Source organism: Pampinifervens navoyensis (genome assembly GCF_046159715.1).
Taxonomy (GTDB): domain Bacteria; phylum Aquificota; class Aquificia; order Aquificales; family Aquificaceae; genus Pampinifervens.
This window is the reverse complement of record NZ_JBJXCT010000004.1, coordinates 153,276-176,814: the sequence shown is the minus strand read 5'-3', so window position 1 is coordinate 176,814 and position 23,539 is coordinate 153,276. Positions and strand designations below refer to the sequence as shown.

Below are 23,539 nucleotides of genomic sequence, written 5' to 3'. Positions count from 1 at the left end.
TTCCCCTTTCGCCTATCTGTATTTACCACATCTCCCAACCTCACCACCTGCCAATCCTCAGGCAAAGGTCCCAGCTCCGTGTCTCTTAAGCGCGTTTCCTCAAAAAACTCAAAGCCCATGGTATAAATTATAGAACTTCAGAATTCAGAGATATCTGACTCCTCCCAGACCCTCAGTCCACATACCTGAAAAGTTTGACCCTGCCCTCATAGTCTCTTTCTTGCTCAAAAAGCTAACTCACCAGAAAGGTAGCCTTCAAGAAGTGGGTCTGTTATCTCATAGCGTCCTCTGTCTATCTTTCTGAGAAGACCCATCAGCCTCAGCTTCTGTATGACCTTGCTGACCATCTGAGCCTTTATTTTCAGGCTCTCAAAAGGATTAACCCCCAACGCAATAGCCCGCAGGACATCAATCCCATGTTTAACCGTCCGTGCCTTATCCACAAGAAGCTCCACATAGCCCTTTTCTTCTGCCAGAAGTTCTTCAAGGGCAATCATTGGCTCAAGTCCTACCTGTAGCTTCTGGAAAAACCTTGAGGTGTAATAGGGGTGACCTCGCAGTGCTTCTATGACGCTTACTGCTACAGAGCTCATGGGTATGTGTATGTATGCAAACTCAAGCACTTCTCTAAGGTTCAGAGCCCTGAGCTCCATCATTGTCCCAAAGCGGAAAAAGGCGCCTCTTCTGTCCGCGAATATCTTTTCCATGAGGCTCTCCTGAGAGCCTGCAAAAATATAAGAAACTCTGTCGTGATGCTGAATCACACTTCTGAAAAGTTTTACAAGCCTGTCTTTTTCTCTGTATAACTCTCCAAATTCGTCGTAAGCAACCAGCACTCTCCTGTCCTTTTTCTGAGCTATTCTCTGGGGAATGTCCAGCACCTTTGAAAGTTCCAGTAGCGGGTCTCTCTTTTCGGAGATCAGTTCCAGCTCAACGCCAAACTCTTCAAAGACGGCTCTTGCCTTCAGTGAAAGACCTTTTACAAACCTTTTGATGCCCTCCGCCACTCCCAGCTCTTTCAGAAATTGCTCAAGCATGTGTTCCATCAAACTCTGAGGACTGTCAGAGTATGGCATGAGGTCTATGTAAAAGTTTATTGTCTGCCCATTCAGCTGATTCATCAGCCTCTTTATGAGGGTGGTCTTGCCGTATCTTCTGGGTGCAATCAGAACAAAGCTCTCACCACTCAGAACACCCCTTTCCAGCCTTTTGAGCTCCTCCTCTCTGTTTATAAACCACACGGTTTTATTATTATAAGTCTTTGGGGTTTATAAGTAAACCTGACTGGTTAAAAATTTTAAACCCTCACGGTTTATAAAGCCTCAAGCCCACCAGAATCTCCCACAGCCTTCTGTCTGCTTCCTTTCTTTCCTCCTCTGCCTCCTCCAGCTCCACTATAGCCTCCTCCAGAGGCAGGACCTCTTCGGCGTGGTTCTTTGACACATACCTTGAAGGGCTCAGATTATAGTCGTTGAGCCTTATCTCTTCCAGGCTTACTATCCTGCTTATGCCTTTCTCTTCTTTCCACTGGGTGTATATCTCATGAACCTTCTGTATGGTTTCATCTGGTAGGAAATTCTTGGGTCTCCCCTTCTGGTAGAAGTCTGATATGTCTATGAGAAGCACCTTTGACCTTCTCTCTGCGGGTTTGTTTTTTTCTATGACCATTATTATGCCTGGGGCTGTGGTGTTGTAAAAGAGGTTTTCCGGAAGCAGGACCACCGCAGATATGAGGTCTTTCTCTACAAACTCCTTCCTTATGTCCCTTTCTCTGTTTCTACCTTCGGTGCCACTTCCGCGGGAAACCGCTCCAGTATCGAGAACCACCGCCATTCTTCCCCCTTCTTTCAGGCTTGCATACATGTGCTGAACCCATCCCCAGTCGGCAGAGCTCTCCGGTGGATAACCAAAGTTAAACCTCTTGTATCTGTCTTCTTCGTATACGGACTGAGGAAACTTCTGGTTCCACATGGGATTGGCAAGGACCACATCAAAACGAATGCCGTCCTTTATGAAGGCTGGGTCTGTCATGGTGTTGCCAAGAGCAATCTCTGCTTCCATGTCGTGTATAAAGATGTTCATCTTCGCCATGGCGTAGGTGGTGTGGTTTATCTCCTGCCCGTAGAACTTCAGAGGTGCAACCTTACTATCTTTGCCATACTTCTCTTCAAAGACAATCTGACAGTTTATGAGAAGTCCTCCTGAGCCACAGCAGGGGTCGTATATATCTTCCCCGGGTCTGGGGTCCATAAGGCGCGCCATCATGAGGGCAACTTCCTTGGGAGTGTAGAACTCTCCCGCAGACTGTCCAGAGCCCTCTGCGAACTTTCTCAGCAGATACTCGTAGGCTCTTCCCAGTATGTCTGGCTCTACGTCTCTGAGCCCCAGTCTGTGCTTTGAAAGTATGTCCACCAGCCCTCTGAGGCTTTCATCGCTCACTATCCTCTGCCCTGCGGTGGTGGCATTAAAATCCACTATGTCCACCACGCCCTGAAGCTCCGGGTTGTGCCTTGCGATAGCCCTGACTGCGTTGGTAAGGTATTCACCGAGGTTTGTGGTCTGTTTTCTTATGTTGCTCCATCGGGCTTCTTCTGGTATGTAGAACCTTACAAGCCCTCCTCTCTTCAGGGCTTCTTCTGCGGACGCTTTACTGCCGAAGGTCTGAGCGAGCTCCTCCAGCTCATCTTCAAAGACATCAGAGAGCCTTTTTATGAATATAAGGGGAAGGATATAGTCCTTGTATTTTGGTGCGTCAACTTCGCCTCTTATGACGCAGGCAGCTTCCCACAGCCAGTTTTCAAGAGTTTTTATATCCATCGTATAAATTCTACTCTAACCTGTAATTCACCGGCAATCTGACAAGCACCTCCACCGGTGGCTTTGGGAAGAGGTGTGCCACCTTTCTGACCGTTTCCATTGCGTTTTTGTCCAGCACTTCGTAGCCTGAGCTTTCTGCTACCTTTACCTCCTTAAGTGTTCCATCCTCGCAAAGTCTGATAATCAAAACCACCCTTCCCTCCCAACCCATCCGGCGTGCTATGGGCGGGTAGCTTATATTTTTCTGCACTATCTGGGAAATTACAGAGAGTTTCTCCTTCAGATACTGGTCCCTCTGTTGCTGGAGAGAAGATGAAGTGTCTGTTTTGTGGGGAAACTCCTCTCCAGTTTTTCCTGCACCTGCCTTGGTCTCTGTGGTGTTAGTCTGATTAATCTGACCAGAAGGCACAGCTGAAGCAGTTGAGGGCTGAGAAGGTGCTGAGGAGTATGTGCCGATATCTGATGGCTGGAGTGTGGAACTTTCTTCTTTTTCCTGAGCGGGCTTAGCCTCTTGTGCTGGAGATGGTTTACGAGAGGCTGAGGGCTGGTTTATGGCTGGCAACCTTTCAGGAGCTTTTGAGACCATTCTGTCTTCCTTCCTGTGCTTTTCCGTGTGCTCCTTTTCTGGAGCTTTAACCTCTGTCACTCTCCTTTCAAACTCCATAAGACTGAGGTCAATCTCAAGGGGTCTCTTTGCGTTCTGAAGGTTCATGCCCGAAAGAAGGAGAATTATAAGTAAAAAAAGAAGATGAAGGAAAAGCGAGCCAACATAGGCTCTGAGCCTGTAGCTCATCTAACTACCTCCGTCCTTATGGAGACCCTTTCAAGGTTGTGTTTCTTTAAAAGGTCCAGAAGGCTTACAAGGCTCTGGAGGCTTGCCTGACTGTCTCCTGATATGCTTATGCGTGTAGAGGGGTCAAGGCTTCTGAGGATGCTCTCAAGCTCCCGAAGGCTCACCTCTCTACCTTCAAAGAACAGCCTTCCATCCTTTGTGAGAACTATTTCAAGGCTACTGAGCGTCTCTTCATGCTTCTGACTTGCCTTTGGGAGGTTTACGGGAATTGAACCCTGCACCACAAAGGTGGCGGTGATAAGCACAATGGTAAGCAGGACCAGCATAATGTCCACAAGAGGTATGACGTTTATGGAGCTGAATTCCTTATCTTCCATTTTTTGCCTCCCACAGGGCAAGTTTTTCACGCACCTTCCTGAGAAGGTAGTTGTAGAGCACCGACGAGGGTATGGCGACCAGAAGACCCACCGCAGTAGCCTTCAGTGCAAGAGCGAGCCCCACCATCACCTTCTGAGTATCTACAAAACCTTCCTGACCAATGGTGTAAAAGGTGAGCATTATGCCAAGCACTGTCCCCAAAAGCCCTATGTAGGGTGCATTGGAGGCAGTAGAGGCGATTACAAAAAGACCCTTTGTGAGCTCCATTTCCAGCTCCTGCCGGCTTTTGAAGTCCTCCAGATTAACCCTTCTGTAAAAGCTCAGCCTCTCAAGCGCTATACCCACAGAGATAAAGCTCAGAAGCAGCAAAAGCCCTATAACTCCATAGTCCACAGAAAGCCTGAGCCATTCCATGGTGTTAATTTTAATTTAATGTCTGTGGTGAACTGGCGGAAAATTTAACATCACCCATATCTGCAATGCAGAAAGGAGAAGGTAGAAGATGGGTAAGGCTGAGGCAATAAGGTGAGCCATGCCTGCTCTACCCAGTCCAAGAAATCTGAGCTTCTTCCACATAATATGAAGGCTCCAGAAACCCGCTATAAAAGGGAATATCCTGAAAGCCATAAGCCACTTCTCCCCTCTCTCTGCAAGGGGTTCAACGCTCAAGCCAAGAGCAAAGGCTTGAGAAAAGCCGTTCACTATGTTGTGATAGTACTCAACAAAGAAGAACTCAAGCACATGGGAAAGACCACCCACTATCATGAGAGGAGCAAAGGCGTATCCAAGGACAAGAAAGACCTTTTTATACTCAACTCCGTAAAGCCTTGATATTAGCCAGAAGCTACCAAGAGAGAGGAGCAGGGCTGTAAAAACACCAAGAAGCATGGCAAGAAGACCGCTAACATCAACCCACTTTGGAAGTCCAAAAAGGTTCTGAAGATATTTGCCCGTTATAACCCATGGCATGGACTCACCTATTCCACTTCTTGAAAGCCCGTGATGGAAACGCATAGTAAAGGTTATTACACCAACAAGTAGTATATATACCCAGACTTCCCATTCTTTTGGTGTTCTTATCTCTCTGTAGAGGGAGCTACCCAGCCTTCTTGCCTCAAGCCTTACCGCATCGCATGCCTGAGCACACTCCATGCAAAGAGTGCAGTTTGCCATTGAGTTTCTGTGGTCAAACTTTGAGGGGTTAAGCTCGTAAGGACAGGAAAGGGCACATTCTGGTTTTTTACAGGTTTTGCACTCCTCCTGATAGGTAGATAGCCAAAGGCTTCCAACCCTTGCAAAGGCAGTGTTTACAGACCCTATGGGACACAAATATTTACAGTAAGCCATGCCTCTGAAGAGAAAGAACACAAGAAGGGACAAAAGCGTAAATATGAAGAAAAACATAGCTGTTGTAAATGGATACCTCAAAACCTGTGGGAAGGTATAGACAACAAACCAGTAGGCAACTATGTTAGAACCGATAAGCCCTATGTATGGGTTTGCAAGCCATTTTGGAGGTCTAAGTCTGAGACCTATCTTAGTTATGTATTTTCCTAAAAACCCGTGAGGACATATCATACAAAAAACATTTCCAAGAGTTGGAAGGGTTATCACCATAAAGAAGGGCCAGAAAAGGCTCCAGAAAACCGCGGTTGTGAATATGTTCTCCCTTGTTGGGTTCACAAAGCCGTAAATTATGGCATAAAGTAGTAAAAACAGTGTAAGGCTTCTGTAGAACAGGAGCATATGCCTGTTTTTGAAAAGAAAAGAAAGAACAGGTATACCAAATATGTCCCCTTTGCTCCTGCTTGTTATGAAGTGAGCCCTGCTTACAGCCATGACTAAACCTCCTAAAATTGATAGCTTACCCTTACGGTAAAGGTTCTTGGTGGTGCTGGGGTGTATCTCTTTCTTGCAGTAGATGGGTCTGCAGAAGTGTCCTTTGTAACCTCCACCGCATACCTTTTATCAAAGAGGTTGTCTGCGTTGAGGGCAAAGTCCCATCTGCCCTTCTCGTAACCAAGCATCAGGCTTGTTATAAAGCTATAGCCTCCATATTTTTCCGAATTTGCGTTGTCTATGTAGTAACTGCCCCACGTGTCTGACTGCACTCTCACCTTAAAGCCAGAAGGATGCTTATACATGGCATAGAGTGAGTAATAGTGCTCTGGGATGTAAGGTAGCCTTTTACCGCTCCTGTCAAGGTTTACAGTCTGGTTTCCAATTCTTACAGGCTCGTAAAACCTTTTAAAGGTATAATGCTGATAGCTGTAGCCAGCCCCAAGGCTGAGCCCATGTAAAGGCGAGAGGTTAACATCAAGCTCAAAGCCCTTCCTTTCTGTCTTTCCAGCATTTATGAACTTTGTAATTCCATCCTCAAAATACCTTACGACCTCATCCTTAACAGGGGAGAAGTAAAAGGCTGTGTCCATACTGAGCATACCTTTTCTCAGCTTCACACCTGCTTCGTAGTTTTCAACCTTTGCCATCTTGAGAGCCGGGTTTGAAGATAGCTCACTGCTTGTTGGGGTCTGAGCTCCTCGTGCGTAGGTGGCATAAAGATTAACACCTTCATAAAGCCTGTAAACAAGGCCTACTTTCGGATTTACAGAGTTGTAGGTTTTTTCCCTTGAATAGTCAAAGCAGTTTTCCATAGACGGACTAGGACAGCTTCTGTAATTTCCAGTAGAGAAGTCATAATCTCCCCACTTGTAGCCCCATATGTCAAATTTTACAGTGTCAAACCTTGCACCAACATCAAGGATAAGTTTGTTGAAGGTAAAGGATTGTTGAAGATAAAAGCCGTAAAGAGTGGTCTTCTGATTTTGCCTTTCTAGAAGGTCTCCAGCGCGGTCTGAAAGGGTTGAGATGATTCGTGGAGGATTTCCTGCAACCTGAACATCTGCATATCTGTAATACTTTGTTTTCTGTTCATCATGCCTCAGGGTAAAGCCAACAATTAAGACACCAAAAGTGTTCTTATAGTTGCCTTGAAGGTCTGCTCCGTATATCCAGGTATCCGCATCGTTTATTCTGCCAGTTACTGGGTGATAGTGGGTCCAGTGGTTCAGCCAGAAAACTGGCTTTAGCTCAAGGCTTCCTATGTTTTTTGTCAGCCTCGTGTTAAAAAACCATATCTCCGAATACCTTCCCATGTGCCTCCATGGGTCGGCAGTCTGCTGAACATCGCCTGTTTCCTTAAAGGTTGTCCACTGGTCTATCCTTCTAACAGGGTCAACTACAAGGGCACCGGGAAGCTGAAGGCTTGCCCTCGTATAGCCCAGATAAGATTCTACAGTAGTGCCGTCAGAAAACATGTAAGCCGGCTGAAGTGTTATTTGATTCGTCCAGAACTTGTTCCAGGGTCTCCAGCTGTTGTCTGTCTGCCTTCTACTTGCGGAGAAGGTAAAGTAAAAATTTTCAAGGCTTTTGGTGTAGTTTAAGTGAGAATAGAAGGTTCCAAAGTCTCCACCACCGACCTTTAAAATACCTCCCTTCCTTTCAAAGGGACTTATGGTCTGAACGCTTATAACACCACCCGCAGAATTAACCCCCCAGAGCGGGTTAGGACCTTTGTTAACTTCTATGGATTTCACCAGCTGTGTGTCCACAAAGTCAAGCCTTGTAAGACTATCTGGGTCCGTTATGGGAATGCCATTTAGAAGTATCATTATCTGTCTTACCCCATAAGGTGCTTGCAAACCTGAGCCTCTCAGTATAAGCCTTGTGTCATAGCCCTGATTTCTTGATTGTATAAACACACCAGGCACTCCGCTCAGGGCTTCTTGAAGGTTGAACATCTTTGTTTCCTTTATCCTCTCCTCTCCAACCACTTTGACGCTTGAGGGAACGTCCTCGGTTTTTCTCTCAAGCCTTGTTGCGGTTACGCTTACCTCTTGCACCTCAAGGCTCTGTGCGTAAGAAAGACCAGAAATCCCCAGAAGTAGCAAAATCTTACCCCTCATCGCAAACCTCCAGTAAATTTTCACTTGCTTTTAATCTTAAATTAAAGTAACGTAAAAGTCAAGTGATTTTAAAAAGATGGGGGGCTTCGCCCCCAAAAGGTATGCCATCAAGGACACACGAGGAAACCGAGGCGCACCACAGGTGGTAATATAACATAAAATTCACACAAAATCAACATGATTAAGGTCATAAGTTTTTTGTGGTAAAATATTCAAAAAGCTATGAGGTGCAGGCATGAAGTGGGATAATGTCTACGCATGGGAAGGCGGAGCAAGAGTTCCGCAAGAAGGGCAGTTTATAAGGCTCAGAGAAGACAAAAGCCTTGAGGTTCCCCACAATCCCATAATTCCCTACATAGAGGGGGATGGTATAGGTCCTGAGATTGCCCCGGCGATGATACACGTGGTGAACACCGCGGTGGAGAGGGCATACAGAGGGAGCAGAAGAATACACTGGGTGGAGGTGCTTGCCGGAGACAAGGCGGAAGAAAAGACGGGCAACCGCATGCCCGAGGAGACCCTTGAACTGCTAAAACAGGCAATAGTTTCCATAAAGGGACCCCTCGGCACCCCTGTGGGCAAAGGGGGAAAGTCTCTGAATGCCATCCTTCGCCAGTCCATGGACTTTTATTCTGCCATTAGACCCGTCTACTGGCTGGGTCAGCCCGCACCCATACCAAACCCCGAGAGGGTAAATGTGGCGGTCTTTAGGGAAAACTCCGACGACGTTTACATGAGCATAGAATACATGCCAAAGGCGGAAAATACCCAGAAGGTGAGGGAGTTTTTCATAAGGGAGATGGGAGTCTCCGAGTATGCCCTGCCCGAGGACTGCGGGATAACGGTAAAGCCCATGAGCGAATACAAGACAAAAAGGCATGTGCGTAAGGCTCTGCGGTGGGCTCTGGAGAACAACAAAAAGGTGGTGGCGGTGGTTGGCAAGGGCAACATAATGAAGGCGACAGAAGGCGCCTTTATGAACTGGGCTTTTGAGGTGGCAAAGGAGCCGGAGTTTGAGGGTCGCGTCATCACAGATGGAGAGCCTCAGGATGGTCAGGTAAAGATGGTAAAGGTGATAACTGACCAGATGCTCATGCAACTGGTCCTGAAGCCCGAAGCCTACGACGTTATCATCACCCAGAACCTCAACGGAGACTACATATCTGACCTTGCGTCCGCCCTTGTGGGAGGTCCGGGCTTTGTCCCCAGCGGAAACATAGGAGATGGATACGCCCTTTTTGAGAGCACCCACGGCACCGCCTACGACATAGCGGGTAAGGGGGTGGCAAACCCTCTATCCATTACGCTCTCCGGTGCCATGATGCTGGAATACCTTGGCTGGAAGGAAGCGGCGGAGCTGATATACGACGCGGTTCGCAGAGCAATAGGGGACAGGCTGGGAACGCCAGATATAGCAAACGGCTTCAGGAAGATGGGCATGGAGGCAAAAGAGCTTTCCACCATGAAGTTCGCAGAAGCTATAGCGGAAAGGATAGGACAGTGATATAATATTACTCAGGTATAGGGGGCTATGCCCCCATGACATCTTGGCAACTGAACAGGGCTTTTTTATATCCCGGAAGGGTGGGCAAGTCTGTCCATACTGCGGGGAGAGCCCCGCTACCTGCTATCGTCATCGTGCCATACGACCGTATGACCATACGACCATACGTATGGCTTTATGGTTTTATGGCGGTATGGCGTGTGCTTCTGAGCTTTGAAAGGCAAGGCTCTGAAATTGACAATGATACACTCAAGTCTGCAGAACCTCCGACTTCTGGCAAAAGACCCCCTTTTGAGAGGGGTGGGGGTCTGACAAAAGGCTTTATACATCTTACTTTGATTGATGTATGCTTTCAGGGTTTTAAGCCCACTATGAGGGATGGCGACTAAACTCAATAGTGATTTTGTCCACTCTCGTGAAGTTGTTTTAAGCCCACTATGAGGGATGGCGACGAGGTATGGGGTGGACAACCTTACACCTTTGTAGAAGTAGGTTTTAAGCCCACTATGAGGGATGGCGACTTCATCGTTTAGATGTTTTCTTACAAGTTCTATCATCGTTTTAAGCCCACTATGAGGGATGGCGACTCCACAAAGACAAAAAATTTTCTGTCCCTATAAAGGTGTTTTAAGCCCACTATGAGGGATGGCGACACGACGCTGTAAAGGCAATAAGAGAGTTCTACCCAAGTTTTAAGCCCACTATGAGGGATGGCGACAAGGCATAACATTTTTGAGGTTAGAAAGATAATGTTTGTTTTAAGCCCACTATGAGGGATGGCGACTTCCATGATACACCTCCTTAAAAGAAATTTTGATACCCGTTTTAAGCCCACTATGAGGGATGGAGACAACCCCCCGCCCCAGCCATAAACATGGGGCTTATACATGTTTTAAGCCCACTATGAGGGATATTCAACGGCTTTTGTGCGTCCTTTCACGCTCCCAGATTTATGCCTTTCGTCAGGGAACTCTGAAAAGGGCTTCTACAAGACTTCTGAACTTCTCTCCCCTGTCCTTGTAGTCCCTGAACATATCAAAAGACGCACAGGCGGGGGAAAAGAGTATGACACCCTCCGGTTTTGCAAGCTCAAAGCTCCTCTGCACTGCACTATCCAGGCTGTCTTCCAGATATATGTTGCATCCTGCCCACGCTCTTGCTATTCTTTCCCTTGCCTCACCGATTAGCACGCAGGCTTTTGTTTTTCTCCTTACCAGTTCCCTTATGCTCTCAAAGTCCCCTCCCTTGTCCCTGCCACCGGCTATGAGGACAACCCTGCCGTCCTCAAAGCTCTCAAGGGCAGACCTGAGGGCGTTTACGGTGGTGGACTTTGAATCGTTGTATACATCTATGCCCCCGAAGTTTCCAAGGTATTCCATCCTGTAGGGAAGTCCGGAGAAGGTGTATAACACCTCCCTTATGACCTCCACTGGCACATCCATAAGCCTTGCCATGGCACTGGCAAAGAGGGCGTTGTGCCAGTTGTGTTTTCCCCTTATCCTGAGCTTTTCTACCTCAAAGAGTTCCTCTCCGAGGAAGTAGGCTCTGCCATTTTTTACAAAGCCGTCCTGACCCTCCTCAAGCAGGTAAAACTTCCTTGCCCTGCTGGGAGTTTCCCTGACCTTTCTGTCAAGGGCATTAAGAAGCAGAAAGTCTTCTTCTCTCTGCCCTGCAAAGATGTTTCTCTTGCTCCAGAGGTAATCCTCCATGCTGGGATGCCAGTCAAGGTGGTCCTCAGAAAAGTTAAGAAAGGCACCACCCACGGGTCTGAAGGTCCTGAGAGTTTTCCCCTGAAAAGAGGAGACCTCAAGCACCGCAAGGCACGAGGGATTTTCGAGCACTATTCGTGATAGGGGCTTTCCTGCGTTGGCACCCTCTTCCACGTTGGCGTAGACCTCTTTTAGCATAAGGTATGTGAGCCTTGTTGTGGTTGACTTGCCGTCCGTGCCCGTGATGGCAAGGGCTCTGCCCCCAAAGAACCTCCACGCCAGCTCAAGCTCCCCTATGAGCTCTATATCCCTTTTCTGCGCCTCTTTCCAGAGGGGATGGTGCGGGGGGATACCCGGAGAGAGGACTACCATGTCTACAAGGTCAAGGTATTCTCTGAAGTTGTCCCCGCGTGCGTCGTCCCCTGCGTAGACCTCAAAGCCCTTTGCCTTCAGAAGCTCTACCGCAGAACTTCCGCTCACACCAAGACCCCACACAAGTGCTCTCTTCATGCTATATCTCCTTATGTATGCCTTCTATGTAAATTCTTTCAAGTATTCTCTTTGCTATGGGCGCTGCGGCAGCACCACCGGAGCCCCCATGTTCCACAAGAACGCCAATCACAAAAATGGGGTCCCTGTAAGGAGCAAAGCCCACAAACCACGCATGGTCTCTCAGATGATAGGGCAGGTTTTTCCTTCTGACGCTGTGAGCAGAAACCTGGGCAGTTCCGGTTTTCCCTGCTATTTCCACTATGGTAGAAAAGGCAGAGGTGGCAGTCCCGCTTCTTACCACATCCCTTAAAGACTCTCTTATCACCGCAAAGTGCTCGGGCTTTGCCCTTACCACCCTGTAGACGCTCCTGCTGGCTCTCCATATAACCTTTCCCTCTGCGCTCCTCTTTTCTCTTATGAGCAAAGGTCTGTATATGACGCCGTTGTTGGCAATAGCCATCATCATCAGAGTCTGCTCAAAGAGGGTTGATTTCATAAAGCCCTGTCCTATGGACATGTTTACCGTATCTCCACCATACCAGGGCTCTTTTAGTTTACTTCTTTTCCACTCAGGGGTCGGTATAAAGCCCCTTGCAAGGGGAAGTTCAAAGGGTATGTCTTCTCCGTAAGAAAAGCTCCTGAGCGTTCTTTCTATTTCCCTTGGACCGAGCCTGTAATAACCGTAGTGATAAAAGTAAACGTCGCAGGAGTCCCTTATGGCTCTGTGTAGGTTCTCCCAGCCATGACCGCTTCTGTTCCAGCAGAAAAACTTCCTGTTTCCAATTTCAAAGTGCCCCCTGCACACCACTCCCTCCCTTTCAGACACGCCCTTCTCAAGAAGAGCTATGCCAAGGGCTGGTTTTATAACCGACGCAGGAGGATACTTTGCCTGTGTCGCTCTGTTGAAAAGTGGTTTGAACCTGTCCTCATTATACTGACTCCAGAGCTCATTTATTCTGTTGGGGTCAAAGGACGGATAGCTGAGGAGTGCCAGCACCTCACCGGTCCTTGCATCCAGTATAAGCACCGCACCAGCCCTGTGTCCCGAATCTCTGAAAACCTCATAGGCTATCTTCTGTATCCTTGAGTCTATGGTGGTCACAAGAGAAATACCCTTTTCTGGCTCCCTGTAGCCGAGATTTCCTATCACCTTCCCCACCGCATTTACCATAACCTCTTCCGCCCCCACCCTGCCAAGAAGCTCCTCATCAAGTGCCTTCTCCAGACCGTATGCACCCACAAGGCTCTGGCTACCAATTCTGTCCCCATACTTCTGATAGTGCCTTTCCGTAGGATAGGAAACGTATCCTACTACATGAGCGCACACCTCACCCAGAGGGTAGTTCCTCGTGGGAATCGTGTTTATGAAAACCCCGGGAAGTTTGTAGCTGTAGTTGTAAAACCTGTCTATTTCCTCCTGAGTTTTGAGCTCGGTCAGAACTACCGGTTCTATGGCTTTCCTTTTCTTTATGCTCTCGTAGTCCAGACGAACTCCAAAGAGCTCTTCAACGCTTGTCAGGACCTCTTTGAGATTGCCCTCTTCCTGCAGTTTCTGGTGGTCAAGGAGAAGCATGTATCTTGGAGTATCGTATGCAAGCCTCTCTCCCCTTATGTCCAGTATGTCCCCCCTCTGAGGATATATTACTCTTTTCCTCACGTAGTTTCTCTGAGACAGTTCCCTGTAGTATTCACCCCTGAAGAGCTGAAGGTAGATTAATCTCAGAAGAACAAGGGCATATGCCACAACACCTATAAAAAAAAGAAATATGAAGCGTCTTCTATTCATGACTCCCTGTAAAGGTATCTTCCTGAAATAAGATAAAGGAAAAGCAGTTCAAGGGAAAAGCTCAAGAGAGCAAGCCAGATATTAAGCTCTGTATAGTATCTTATCCTGAAAAGGGCTATCACCCAGAGCCTTTCCACTAGAGAGAGCAGTGCATAGACAAGCAAAAGAGATACCCTGCTGGGCATCTCAATCCTTAGCTTCATAAGGTTGAAAAGTGTAGCAAAAAGCACAAAGCCAGATAGATTTAATCCAAGAGAGTCCTGAAACAGGTCAAGGAAAAAACCAGCCAGAACCGCTCTTCTGAGCCAGGAATTACCCTCCCCAAGGATGTTAAGGAAAAGGTATAGGAGGAGAAGATTGGGGGTCAAAAGCATGCTATGGAAAAGGGCAAGGAGCACAGAACTCTGAAAGTATGCGAGGAAAAAAGCTATTATGTAGAATTTCATAAAGGCTCCTTTATGATTAAAAGAATGTGGGCTTTCCTTATGTCTGCTGATGGTCTGACTTCAACTCTCTTAAAAAAGCCCTTTTCTTCATTGGAAACCCGCTGAACTGTGCCAATGGTGAGATGGGGAAAATTCTTTCCCGGCACTCTAACATAGACCATATCCCCAACTTTAATCTCGTCCTCTACCCTCACATGAAGCAGAGAACCCGTGGGGAAGCCTCCTCTGTATATGTACGCCTTATCTCCAACCCCCGAGCTCAGGGTAAATTCCTCAGAGAAAACTGTTCTTATCCTTGAGGAACTCCCATACACGCTGTCCACAATACCCACCAGATTATCCCCAGAAAAGACCAGCATGCCCTGAGATAATCCCTTATCCTGCCCCTTGTTTACGAGCACAAAGGCATCCCTGCCTGATGGGTCGTAGGCTATTACGCTTGCGTAAACGAGGGGGTAGTTACCAGGTTGAAAAGGAAGGTCTATGGCTTTGTTCAGGTTTTTGAGATTGTTTTCACAGGTAAGAAGCTGGGCTTTATACAGTTTATACTCTTCAAGTTCTTTTCTGAGCCTCTGGTTTTCTTCGCTCACGTTCCTTAAAAGCAAATAGGTTTCTATGGCTCTCCTTGTAGCCTCTGCCATGTTCCCCTTGAGTTCAAAAAGAGGGTAAACTGCCGACCTCAGGAGGTTGTAAGCATAGCTAAAGTATGGCAACGTGGAAAGGTTGATAAAGTAAAGCAAAAGGCTGAAAAGCAGAACCATAAAAGGTGCAAAATAGCCCTTCATACCATAGAGACTTTCCTTATGAGTTCTATGTTGTCAAGAACTCTTCCCACACCTCTTGCAACTGCAGTTATTGGGTCTTCGCAGTATTGGGTTTTAATACCAGTTTCACGCTCTATCCTTATGTTTAGGTTTCTCAGAAGCGAGCCTCCTCCTGCCAGAGTGATTCCTCTTTCTGCTATGTCAGAAGCCAGCTCTGGTGGAGTCCTCTCAAGGGTAGACTTGACAGCGTTTACGATGGAAGAGAGCACATCCTCAAGGGCCTCTGTCACATCTCTGTTGCTTATTCTAACTACTTTTGGGAGCCCCGTTATATCCCTGCCCTTTATCTCCATAAACCTCTCCTCTTCCTCGTATATGGCACTGCCAAGCTCTATCTTTGCCTTCTCAGCGGTCTGTTCACCTATGAGAAGATGATGCTTTTTCTTAACATGCTGTATTATGGACTCTGTCATCTCATCACCGGCAACCCTTATGGAATTGGAAACCACTATACCTGCAAGAGAGATAATGGCTATTTCCGTAGTTCCTCCCCCTATGTCCACCACCATGTTCCCTATTGGTTCCTCTATGGGAAGTCCTGCACCTATGGCAGCAGCCATAGGCTCCGCTATGAGGTAAACCTCTCTTGCCCCTGCACTTTTAGCCGCATCTATGACCGCCCTCTTTTCTACCTGTGTAACCCCAGAGGGCACGCCTATAACAACCCTCGGCTTTGCCTTGAATATGCTCCCCCCTATTGCCTTGTTTATAAAGTAGGAGAGCATAACCTTTGTAGCCTCAAAGTCAGTTATAACACCATCCCTGAGTGGCCTGACAGTCTGTATGTTCTCAGGGGTCTTTCCCAGCATCTCCTTTGCTTCTTTCCCAACAGCCAGAACTCTGCCAGAGCGCACGTCAACGGCAACTATGGAAGGTTCGTAGAGCACTATACCCTTTCCCTGGGCGTAAACCACCGTGTTGGCGGTGCCAAGGTCTATACCTATGTTGCTGGCTACGAAACCGAGAAAATTTGCTAATTTGCTTAACATCTCTAATATTATAAACTATGGAGGCTACATTACATAAAAGGCACGAGGAAAGGCTCCTTAAATCTCTTGGATACGAAGATGGCAGGGTAAGGAAAGCACTTGAGTTCATAGAGGAGAAGCATGCAGGGCAGTTCAGGAAATCTGGAGAGCCATACGTGGTGCATCCCATAGAAGTTGCCATAACTCTGGCAGAACTGGGTATGGACACAGATACGGTGGTTGCCGGACTACTGCATGATGTGCTTGAAGACACGCAGACCACTTACGAGGAGCTGAAGGAGAAATTTGGCAAAGACGTGGCGGACATAGTGGAGGGAGTGACAAAGCTGGGAAAGATTAACTTCAAGGATGTGGAAACTCAGAAGGCGGAAAACTACAGAAAGCTAATCCTTGCCTTCTCAAAGGACCTGAGGGTCATATTCGTAAAGCTTGCAGACAGACTTCATAACATGAAAACCCTCCAGTGTTTCAGCAGGGAAAAGCGGGTGAGGATAGCAAGGGAGACCCTTGAAATATACGTTCCTATTGCCAACAGGCTTGGCCTCTGGAAGATAAAGACAGAGCTTGAAGACCTCTGTTTTATGCACCTTTATCCGAAGGAATACGAGGAGGTTAAGAGCTTTGTGGGCAGGAGCAGAAGAGAGCTTGAAGACTACCTGAAAAGGGTTTTTATACCTAAGCTCAAAGAGGAACTCAAAAAGGCTGGCATAGATGCCCATGTGGCATACAGACCCAAGCACCTGTATGGCATATGGCAGAAAACTCTCAGAAAGGGTATAAGACTTGAGGATGTGCATGATATACTGGGCGTGAGGGTTATAGTGGGCACTGTGCAGGAATGCTATCTTGTTCTTGGAATAGTCCACAGCATATTCAAGCCCGTTCCGGGGAAATTTGACGACTACATATCCCTGCCAAAGCCTAACCTTTACCAGTCCCTTCACACTGCAGTGATAGGTCCAAAGGGCAGGATGGTGGAGGTTCAGATAAGAACCTGGGAGATGCATGAAAGGGCGGAGAAGGGTATAGCTGCCCACTGGGCTTACAAGGAGGGAAGAAGTGTAAAGGACGGTGCAGTATACTCATGGCTGAAAAGTCTTGTGGAAAGCGTGAAAGGCAGCAAAAACCCACAGGAGCTTCTGGAAAACCTCAAGCTGGAGCTCTTTTCCGAGGAGGTCTTTGTTTTTACACCAAAGGGAGACCTGGTAGTTCTTCCGAAGGGCTCAACGCCCGTTGACTTTGCCTATTACATACACACAGAGGTGGGCAATCACTGTGCTGGAGCAAAGATCAATGGCAGGATTGTACCTCTAAACTACAGGCTTCAGAGTGGGGACATGGTGGAGATAATAACAAGTCCCCACAAAAAACCAAATCAGGAGTGGCTCAGCTTTGTGGTTACATCAAGAGCAAGGAACAAGATAAAGGCTGTGCTGAAGGAACTTGAAAGAGAAAGACATCTCCAGCTTGGTAAGGAAAGGCTTGACCTCTTCTCTCAGAGACTGGGGATAGGCAAAGATATGCTCTTGAAAAGGCTTATTGAAGAGACGGAGGCTAAGGGGGAGGAAGATGTATACCTGCTCCTTGGAAGCGGTAAGCTTTCAAAGGAAAGGGTGTATTCCCTCTTCAGAAAAACCCAGAAGGAAAGACCTCAGGAAAGGGTAGAGGACATACTTCATATAGATGGTCTTGGAAATGTGCTTCATACCCTGGCAGAGTGCTGCAACCCCCTGCCGGGTGAGGATGTATACGGAGTTATATCCAGAGGAAAAGGGCTTGTGATACATTCAAAGGAATGTCCAAACCTTGTTCACATCTGGAAGGTTTCACCTGAAAAGGTTATAAAAGTTCTCTGGAGCAGGTCTCAGGGACTTCATCCTGTCAGACTAAGACTGCTGGCAAAGGACAGAATGGGTATTCTGGGAGAAGTTACTACCACCATAGCCAAGTCAGGAGCAAACATTACAGAGGCCAGAACCAAGAGCCTGCCCTCCGGTCAGGCGCTCATGGACTTCACACTGCAGGTGGAGAATTACCAGAGCTTTCTCAGGGTAAAAGAAGCCCTTCGGGCTCTGGAAGGTGTGGAGAGCGTGCAGAGGCTGATGGGGTAGAGAAAGAGTATTTAAGGACCCGGTCTTCTCATGCTGAGTCTGTATTCTGCCTTGACCAATGAAGCCATGAACCTTTTGATATCATCCCAGAAGGGGTCTATGTATCTGTTGTTTTCTTTTTCTGCATCTTCAAAGAAGGCCAGAGCTCTCAGGAAAATGCCCGGGTCGTAGCCACTGTATTTCTGACAGAGGTCATGTAGCAGTCCACGGAGGGTTATCCCCCTTTTGTTCATAAGAAACCACAGGTCAAAGAAATCTCTTTTGTTACCCCTCTGTGCAATAGCTACAGCCTTCATGCAGGCAATGTCCCTGTCCCTTGCCATTGAGATGTTCAGGTCTTTCCGGAGCTCCAGTTCCTCCAGAAGCGGGTATGAGTATTTGAAAAAGGAAAATCTAACGCCCTCTATAAAAAATATGAGCGTATCCTCCCTCATGGATACGACCTCTGCAGGTAGGAGTCTGAGCTTTTCCATCATACTGCTGACTCTGAAATCTTCAGAGGGGTAAGTAAAGAAATCAAAGCCTTGTGAAGGTCTGTGGGAGTATCTAATTGCCAGTGCAGTGCCACCAGCTAAATAGAAACCCTCAGTAAGGGAATAGGATACAACCCTCTCTAAAGTTTCTCTCTGCACACCTTCTAAGCTCATCTTCAGACACCTCAAGGACTAACTGCCAGAAAGCTCTATTCTCCCTCTTAAACCTGTGTATGTTTTCCAGAAACACTTTCTTGAGCTCTTCTTCCGTAAAGAGCTGGGCTATTTTGAGTGGATTGCCGTAGAGCATGGCTCTAATAAGAAGTTCCTCATAGCTCTCCTCCCCGTCCCATGAAAAGGCTTTTAGAAACTCCTCTCTGTCCATGGCTCACGTGCCACTGAAGCTCAGCTGCCCATCTTCCACATCCACCACCACCTTCTGCCCGTCCTTTATTTCACCCTTTATTATGAGGTTTGCCAGCGGGGTTTCAAGGTGCTTCTGCAGGGTTCTTTTGAGGGGTCTTGCACCGTAAGCAGGGTCGTAGCCCAGCTTTACAAGGTGTTCCTTGGCGCCCTTTGTGAGCTCAATGCTTATGTTCCTCTCCGCCAGCCTCTTGTTCACACCAGCCACCAGCAGGTCTATAATCTGGAAGAGTTCTTTCATGGTAAGTGGCTTGAAAACTATTATCTCGTCCACCCTGTTAAGGAATTCTGGCCTGAAGTGGTAGCGAAGCTCTTCAAGAACCCTCTCCTTTGCTCTTTCAAACTCCCTCTGCACCTTCTCTTCGTCTCCGTCCACAGATATGCTAAGAAGATACTGAGAGCCTATGTTGGAGGTCATGATTATGACCGTGTTCCTGAAGTCTACGGTCCTTCCGTGAGAGTCTGTTAACCTTCCATCGTCCAGCACCTGAAGGAAAAGGTCAAAGACCCTTGGGTGGGCCTTTTCCACCTCATCAAGAAGTATGACAGAGTAGGGCTTTCTACGCACCGCTTCGGTCAGTTTTCCACCCTCCTCGTAACCCACATAGCCCGGGGGTGCACCTATGAGCTTTGCCACGCTGTGCTCTTCTTTGAACTCAGACATATCAAGCCTTATGAGGGCATCTTCATCTCCAAAGAGGAGTTCCGCAAGCGCCTTTGAAAGCTCGGTCTTTCCAACGCCGGTGGGTCCCAGAAACAGAAAGCTGGCTATGGGTCTCTTGGGGTCTTTCAGACCTGCCCTTGCCCTCCTTATGGCTTCGGAGACCGCCACCACCGCATGCTCCTGGTCTATGACCCTCTTGTGAAGCTCTTCCTCAAGTCTGAGAAGTCTCTCCATCTCTTCTTCCCTCAGCTTTGTGACGGGTATTCCCGTCCACTCGGAGACAACCTGTGCCACATCGTCCCATGTAACCAGAAGCTCCTCTGCCTTCTTGCTCTCGAGTTCTTTGAGTTCTTTTTCAAGTTTCACCTTTTCTATTTTGAGGTTTGCTTCTCTTTCGTAGTCCCCCCTTTCGGACGCCTTGAGGATTTCCTGGTCAAGCTCTTCCATACGCCTCTTTATCTCAGAAATCCTGGCATCCACACCACCAAGTTTTGAGACTATTGCCTGCTTTTCCTTTTCAAGCTGAACCTTCTTAATCTTCAGCTGGGCTTCTTTCTCATAGTTGCCCTCCAGATATGCCTTCTGAATCTCTTCCTCAAGGCTCCTGAGTTTTCTGTCTATCTCCTGAACCTCAGGAGGAAGGGCTACCGCCATGAGCTTTTTGCGCGCAGAAGCCTGGTCAAGGGCGTCTATTGCCTTGTCAGGGAGCTTTCTGAAGGTTACATACCTCCTTGTGAGCTTTACCGCAGCCTCTATAGCCTCGTCAGAAATTTTTACCTTGTGGTGCTTTTCCAGCTTGGGTCTTAGGCCCTTCAGTATTTCTACAGTTTCCTCTTCAGTGGGCTCGTCTACATATATGGGCTGGAACCTCCTTTCAAGGGCTGGGTCCTTTTCTATGTGCTTTCTGTATTCGTCTACCGTTGTGGCTCCGATTACCCTTATTTCGCCTCTTGCAAGGGGTGGCTTTAGCATGTTTCCTGCGTCCACTGCACCCTCCGCCCTTCCTGCACCCACCACCGTGTGTATCTCATCTATGAAGAGTATTACATTTCCCTTTTGCTTTACCTCATCCAGAAGTCCTTTAAACCTCTCCTCAAACTCTCCTCTGTATTTAGAACCTGCTATGATAGAACCCATATCAACGGAGATAACAGCCTTATCCTGAAGCTCTATGGGAACCTCCTTGTTCACTATCCTCTGAGCAAGTCCCTCCACTATTGCAGTCTTACCCACACCCGGGTCACCCACAAGAACGGGATTGTTCTTTGTTCTTCTCAGGAGAACTTCAATGACCTGATTTATCTCCTTCTCTCTTCCTATTACTGGGTCAAGTTTGCCCTCCCTCGCAAGCTGAGTGAGGTCTACCCCGAACCTCTCAAGGGCAGACTTTTCTTCTTCTCTGAGTTCCTGTGCCACATCCTTCATCTTTTCACCTCCTGATATATCTTCTAAAATCTTACCAGCTATGGTGTCCTTTGCTTCAAGCAGGCTGGCAACTATGTGATAGGGCTCCACCTGAGAGAGCCCCTCAGAGACTGCCCTGTCCTGAGCCCTTTCAAGAACCTTTACAAGGTTCTGAGAGTAGTCAAAGACAGGCTCTCTACCAAAGACAATCTTACCCACTGCATCTGTTACCCTCTCAGGTGAAAGACCCAGTTCCTTCACCTGTTCCACAAGACTTGACGTCTCAAGGGCTTTCCTTATAAGACCGTCAATGCTGAGCCTGTTTTCAAGAAAGGCTCTTACGTCCTCTGGTCTGAACACCGCAGAGAGGCTCCTCTCCACACCTTCCAGCTGGCTTCTATACTGGCTTTCAAGCCTTTCAAGCCTTGTGAGCTCCACCTGAAGCTCCTGAAGGCTCCAGTAGTCTCCGTATCTTCTTACCCTCTGAAGCTCCTGACTTATGCTTTCTTTTGCCTTCCTGACCTTTTCCAGCTCCATCTGCACATGACCTATGTCGGATTTTACCTGCATAATTTTACTTCTGAGGTCAATAAGATGCTTGGCTTCCTGCTCAGCCGCTCTGCCTATCTGAGCGTAGAGCTTTTCAAGGTATTCAGAAACCTTTTTATAGAGACCTTTTGCCTCTATACCTCTCTTTTCAAGATATTTTCCCAGAGCGGACTTTTCGTCCATGAGTAGGGCAAGAAGGAGGTGGTCCGTATCCACCTTGCTGTCTCCCCTCTTCTTTGCCAGCTCTTTTGCCCTGCTAATGTATTCAAGAGACCTCCCAGAGAGCAGGTTTTCGCTAAACATGTTAACCTCCAGGTTTAATAATGGTTTTTATAATATGCTTTAGTGAGGTTTTGTCAAGTTGTGAGTGAGCGGTAAGCAAGGGGAAGAAGCTTAAGGGTGTAGTAGCAGTTTACAAGAAAAAAGGCAAAGTAAAAGGGCTTTGAAAGGGATGGGTTAAAGGCCTCTGTGATGAGGGCAAAGGTAAGGGAGGGGATGCCAGCAAAGAGAAACCTCTGAGGAATTTCCTGACTAAGTAGTTCCTTTAGGGTGGGTATACTCTGCCTTCCCATCTTTGGAGCGTAGAGCCTCCACCAGAGGAGGAAGGGGACTATATGGTAGGAAGCACCCACAGTTATGAAGGTTAGAAAGCCGTAGAGCATACCATCCCAGTGCCAGCCCATAAGACCGTAATTTCCACTTCCAGCGGATGCTATTCCCACAGCCATGAAGAAGACCAACATAAAAAGCCCAAGTGTGAGGTATTGCACTGATATGTCAAGCCCTTTCAGGGGGCTTCTTCTTTGCAGAAGGCTCATGTACAGGACAAGAGTAAGGAGCAGTAAAGAAAGAAGCATTAAAAGACCAGAATAGGCAATGAGCGCAAAGTTACTTCTATACCAGCCGTAGAGGAAGACAGGTAGGGGAAGATTGTATAGGATAAGGATCCACCATATTGCTTTTCTGTGCTTTATTTCTTCAATCTGAAGCATGGGAACAAAAACATAGTAAGCCCCAATTATCACATTCATGAAAAGACCTGTGGTTAGAGTATGCTTTATGAGGCCGGGGCTGAGCTTCATGAACATGAAGATGCCCGAAAGGGCAAAGTATAAACCTCCAAGGAAGAAAAAGATAACAACCGGGTCTTTGAGGTTCTTTGTGTTTAAGATAAGGAAGAAAAGGCCGAGAAAGCCAAAAGGCATAAAAAGAATCCATGATATATGGGATTTCCAGAGCAGAAAGAAAAGGTTTATAAAGGTGAGCAGGAGATACAGGTATGTAAGCCACTCCCATCTTATCCTTATACCCTGAAGGGTTGGATACATCTGAAAAAGCGTCCCCATTATAAGGGACGGAAAGGCTATGAAGATGAGAAGGTCCCTGTAAGGCATGCCAAAGAGTTTCAAGATTAGAGAAAGGTCAATGAGAAAAAGACACAGGAGTATGTAAATAGAGGTAAGCTTTACAAAGGAGGCAGGTCTTATCATTTGCCCACGAGCCTTCTCAGCTCTTTGAGAAGCTCCTGGAATTTTTCGTCGGACATTCTCCTTATCTTCTTAGCCTGCCCAAGGTTCACCGTATGGGGAAGTATTTTTCTGAGTATGGGGTTTTTGAGAGGTGTGAAGCCGTATTTTATGAGAACATCAAGGGCTTCAGGAACTTTTTTCAGAAGCTCTCCCACATTGGTTTCTTCGTTTATCTCAAACTCAATCTCCCTTGCACATTCAGACTCCTCAACCTTCAGGGGCTGGGAGGACTTTTTCCATATCTTTAAAAGGTATCCTTCCTCCGTTTCCTTCAGTTCGTAAGTATATCCCAGCTCCTCAAGCCTTGGCAAAAGATGGGTAAAGGGTCTTGAACCAAGCACTTCAAGCACTTCTCCCTCCTCCAGCTCCCCGAGGGCCTGGGCTACTTTTACCATAGGCTGAGGAGGTTCAAGGTTTCTCACATCAAGCCTCTTCATGGCTCACCCCCAAAGAGGTATCCCTCAAGCTCCACATCCACAGAGTATCCAAGGGCTTCAACTTTCTCCTTAACCGCCTGAAGAAGGTAGCCTCCTACGGGACAAAAGGGACTTGTAGGCTTTATCACAACCTTTAATCTATTTTCCCCTATCTGGCTTATCTCCCTTACAATGTTCATACTTACAATGTCAAGACCCGTGTGAGGGTCTATGACTTCTCTCAGGGTTTCAAACACCTCCTTCATG

Annotated in this window: 20 protein-coding genes and 1 CRISPR repeat array; of the genes, 2 read left to right on the top strand and 18 right to left on the bottom strand. The window is 47.3% G+C overall.

Annotated features, from left to right (window positions below; all coding sequences use genetic code 11):
* Window positions 1-224 precede the first annotated feature (224 nt).
* The 7 genes from ACKRDP_RS04825 to ACKRDP_RS04795 form a co-directional block, all read right to left on the bottom strand.
* Entirely contained in the window at window positions 225-1,241 is a 1,017-nt protein-coding gene (locus ACKRDP_RS04825) for an AAA family ATPase (RefSeq protein ID WP_409153621.1), read from the bottom strand.
* A 64-nt stretch (window positions 1,242-1,305) separates the two neighbouring features.
* Complete coding sequence (locus ACKRDP_RS04820) at window positions 1,306-2,817, bottom strand: type I restriction-modification system subunit M (RefSeq protein ID WP_409153620.1); 1,512 nt, start codon at window positions 2,815-2,817, stop codon at window positions 1,306-1,308.
* A gap of 10 nt (window positions 2,818-2,827) precedes the next feature.
* A complete protein-coding gene (locus tag ACKRDP_RS04815) occupies window positions 2,828-3,610 on the bottom strand; it encodes an energy transducer TonB (RefSeq protein ID WP_409153619.1) in 783 nt (260 codons plus the stop codon).
* Window positions 3,607-3,987 carry an ExbD/TolR family protein gene (locus tag ACKRDP_RS04810; protein WP_409153618.1) on the bottom strand — a complete coding sequence of 127 codons (381 nt, stop codon included), beginning with the start codon at window positions 3,985-3,987 and terminating at the stop codon, window positions 3,607-3,609. The genes ACKRDP_RS04815 and ACKRDP_RS04810 overlap by 4 nt, the downstream gene beginning before the upstream one ends.
* Entirely contained in the window at window positions 3,977-4,402 is a 426-nt protein-coding gene (gene exbB / locus ACKRDP_RS04805) for a TonB-system energizer ExbB (protein ID WP_409153617.1), read from the bottom strand. The genes ACKRDP_RS04810 and exbB overlap by 11 nt, the downstream gene beginning before the upstream one ends.
* A 15-nt stretch (window positions 4,403-4,417) precedes the next feature.
* Window positions 4,418-5,827: a 4Fe-4S binding protein gene (locus ACKRDP_RS04800; RefSeq protein ID WP_409153616.1), complete on the bottom strand. Its 1,410-nt coding sequence runs from the start codon at window positions 5,825-5,827 to the stop codon at window positions 4,418-4,420.
* A gap of 11 nt (window positions 5,828-5,838) precedes the next feature.
* The gene (locus tag ACKRDP_RS04795; protein WP_409153615.1) at window positions 5,839-7,953 is read right to left on the bottom strand and encodes a TonB-dependent receptor; all 2,115 of its coding nucleotides are present in this window, start codon (window positions 7,951-7,953) and stop codon (window positions 5,839-5,841) included.
* Between the two features lie 235 nt (window positions 7,954-8,188).
* Between ACKRDP_RS04795 and ACKRDP_RS04790 the strand changes: the two genes are divergently transcribed.
* On the top strand, window positions 8,189-9,457 hold the full coding sequence (locus tag ACKRDP_RS04790) for an NADP-dependent isocitrate dehydrogenase (protein WP_409153614.1): 1,269 nt from the start codon (window positions 8,189-8,191) through the stop codon (window positions 9,455-9,457).
* A 357-nt stretch (window positions 9,458-9,814) separates the two neighbouring features.
* A CRISPR array of direct repeats spans window positions 9,815-10,375; the repeat unit is 29 nt; unit sequence GTTTTAAGCCCACTATGAGGGATGGCGAC.
* Between the two features lie 44 nt (window positions 10,376-10,419).
* Here ACKRDP_RS04790 and murD read toward each other — a convergent pair.
* From murD to ACKRDP_RS04765, 5 genes are read right to left on the bottom strand one after another with little or no spacing between them, the layout of a single operon-like run.
* Window positions 10,420-11,676 carry a UDP-N-acetylmuramoyl-L-alanine--D-glutamate ligase gene (gene murD / locus ACKRDP_RS04785; protein ID WP_409153613.1) on the bottom strand — a complete coding sequence of 419 codons (1,257 nt, stop codon included), beginning with the start codon at window positions 11,674-11,676 and terminating at the stop codon, window positions 10,420-10,422.
* 1 nt (window position 11,677) lies between these two features.
* Window positions 11,678-13,444, bottom strand: a complete 1,767-nt coding sequence (gene mrdA, locus ACKRDP_RS04780; RefSeq protein WP_409153612.1) for a penicillin-binding protein 2 — start codon at window positions 13,442-13,444, stop codon at window positions 11,678-11,680.
* Window positions 13,441-13,890, bottom strand: coding sequence for a hypothetical protein (locus tag ACKRDP_RS04775; protein ID WP_409153611.1), 450 nt, complete (start codon window positions 13,888-13,890; stop codon window positions 13,441-13,443). Before ACKRDP_RS04775 ends, mrdA begins: the two co-directional genes overlap by 4 nt.
* Window positions 13,887-14,675, bottom strand: a complete 789-nt coding sequence (gene mreC, locus ACKRDP_RS04770; RefSeq protein ID WP_409153610.1) for a rod shape-determining protein MreC — start codon at window positions 14,673-14,675, stop codon at window positions 13,887-13,889. Before mreC ends, ACKRDP_RS04775 begins: the two co-directional genes overlap by 4 nt.
* Window positions 14,672-15,703, bottom strand: a complete 1,032-nt coding sequence (locus ACKRDP_RS04765) for a rod shape-determining protein (RefSeq protein WP_409153609.1) — start codon at window positions 15,701-15,703, stop codon at window positions 14,672-14,674. The genes mreC and ACKRDP_RS04765 overlap by 4 nt, the downstream gene beginning before the upstream one ends.
* 17 nt (window positions 15,704-15,720) lie before the next feature.
* Between ACKRDP_RS04765 and ACKRDP_RS04760 the strand changes: the two genes are divergently transcribed.
* A complete protein-coding gene (locus ACKRDP_RS04760) occupies window positions 15,721-17,814 on the top strand; it encodes a RelA/SpoT family protein (protein ID WP_409153608.1) in 2,094 nt (697 codons plus the stop codon).
* Between the two features lie 11 nt (window positions 17,815-17,825).
* On the opposite strand, the gene ACKRDP_RS04755 is transcribed toward ACKRDP_RS04760, so the two are convergent.
* The 6 genes from ACKRDP_RS04755 to ACKRDP_RS04730 are packed head-to-tail and all read right to left on the bottom strand — an operon-like array spanning window position 17,826 to window position 23,538.
* Complete coding sequence (locus ACKRDP_RS04755) at window positions 17,826-18,461, bottom strand: nucleotidyl transferase AbiEii/AbiGii toxin family protein (protein WP_409153607.1); 636 nt, start codon at window positions 18,459-18,461, stop codon at window positions 17,826-17,828.
* Entirely contained in the window at window positions 18,400-18,672 is a 273-nt protein-coding gene (locus ACKRDP_RS04750) for a hypothetical protein (protein WP_409153606.1), read from the bottom strand. The genes ACKRDP_RS04755 and ACKRDP_RS04750 overlap by 62 nt, the downstream gene beginning before the upstream one ends.
* A gap of 3 nt (window positions 18,673-18,675) precedes the next feature.
* Window positions 18,676-21,630 carry an AAA family ATPase gene (locus tag ACKRDP_RS04745; protein ID WP_409153605.1) on the bottom strand — a complete coding sequence of 985 codons (2,955 nt, stop codon included), beginning with the start codon at window positions 21,628-21,630 and terminating at the stop codon, window positions 18,676-18,678.
* Between the two features lie 53 nt (window positions 21,631-21,683).
* Window positions 21,684-22,817, bottom strand: a complete 1,134-nt coding sequence (locus ACKRDP_RS04740) for a hypothetical protein (RefSeq protein ID WP_409153604.1) — start codon at window positions 22,815-22,817, stop codon at window positions 21,684-21,686.
* Window positions 22,814-23,293, bottom strand: coding sequence for a DUF1858 domain-containing protein (locus tag ACKRDP_RS04735; protein WP_409153603.1), 480 nt, complete (start codon window positions 23,291-23,293; stop codon window positions 22,814-22,816). The genes ACKRDP_RS04740 and ACKRDP_RS04735 overlap by 4 nt, the downstream gene beginning before the upstream one ends.
* Window positions 23,290-23,538, bottom strand: coding sequence for a metal-sulfur cluster assembly factor (locus ACKRDP_RS04730; protein WP_409153602.1), 249 nt, complete (start codon window positions 23,536-23,538; stop codon window positions 23,290-23,292). The genes ACKRDP_RS04735 and ACKRDP_RS04730 overlap by 4 nt, the downstream gene beginning before the upstream one ends.
* Between the last annotated feature and the right edge of the window lies 1 nt (window position 23,539).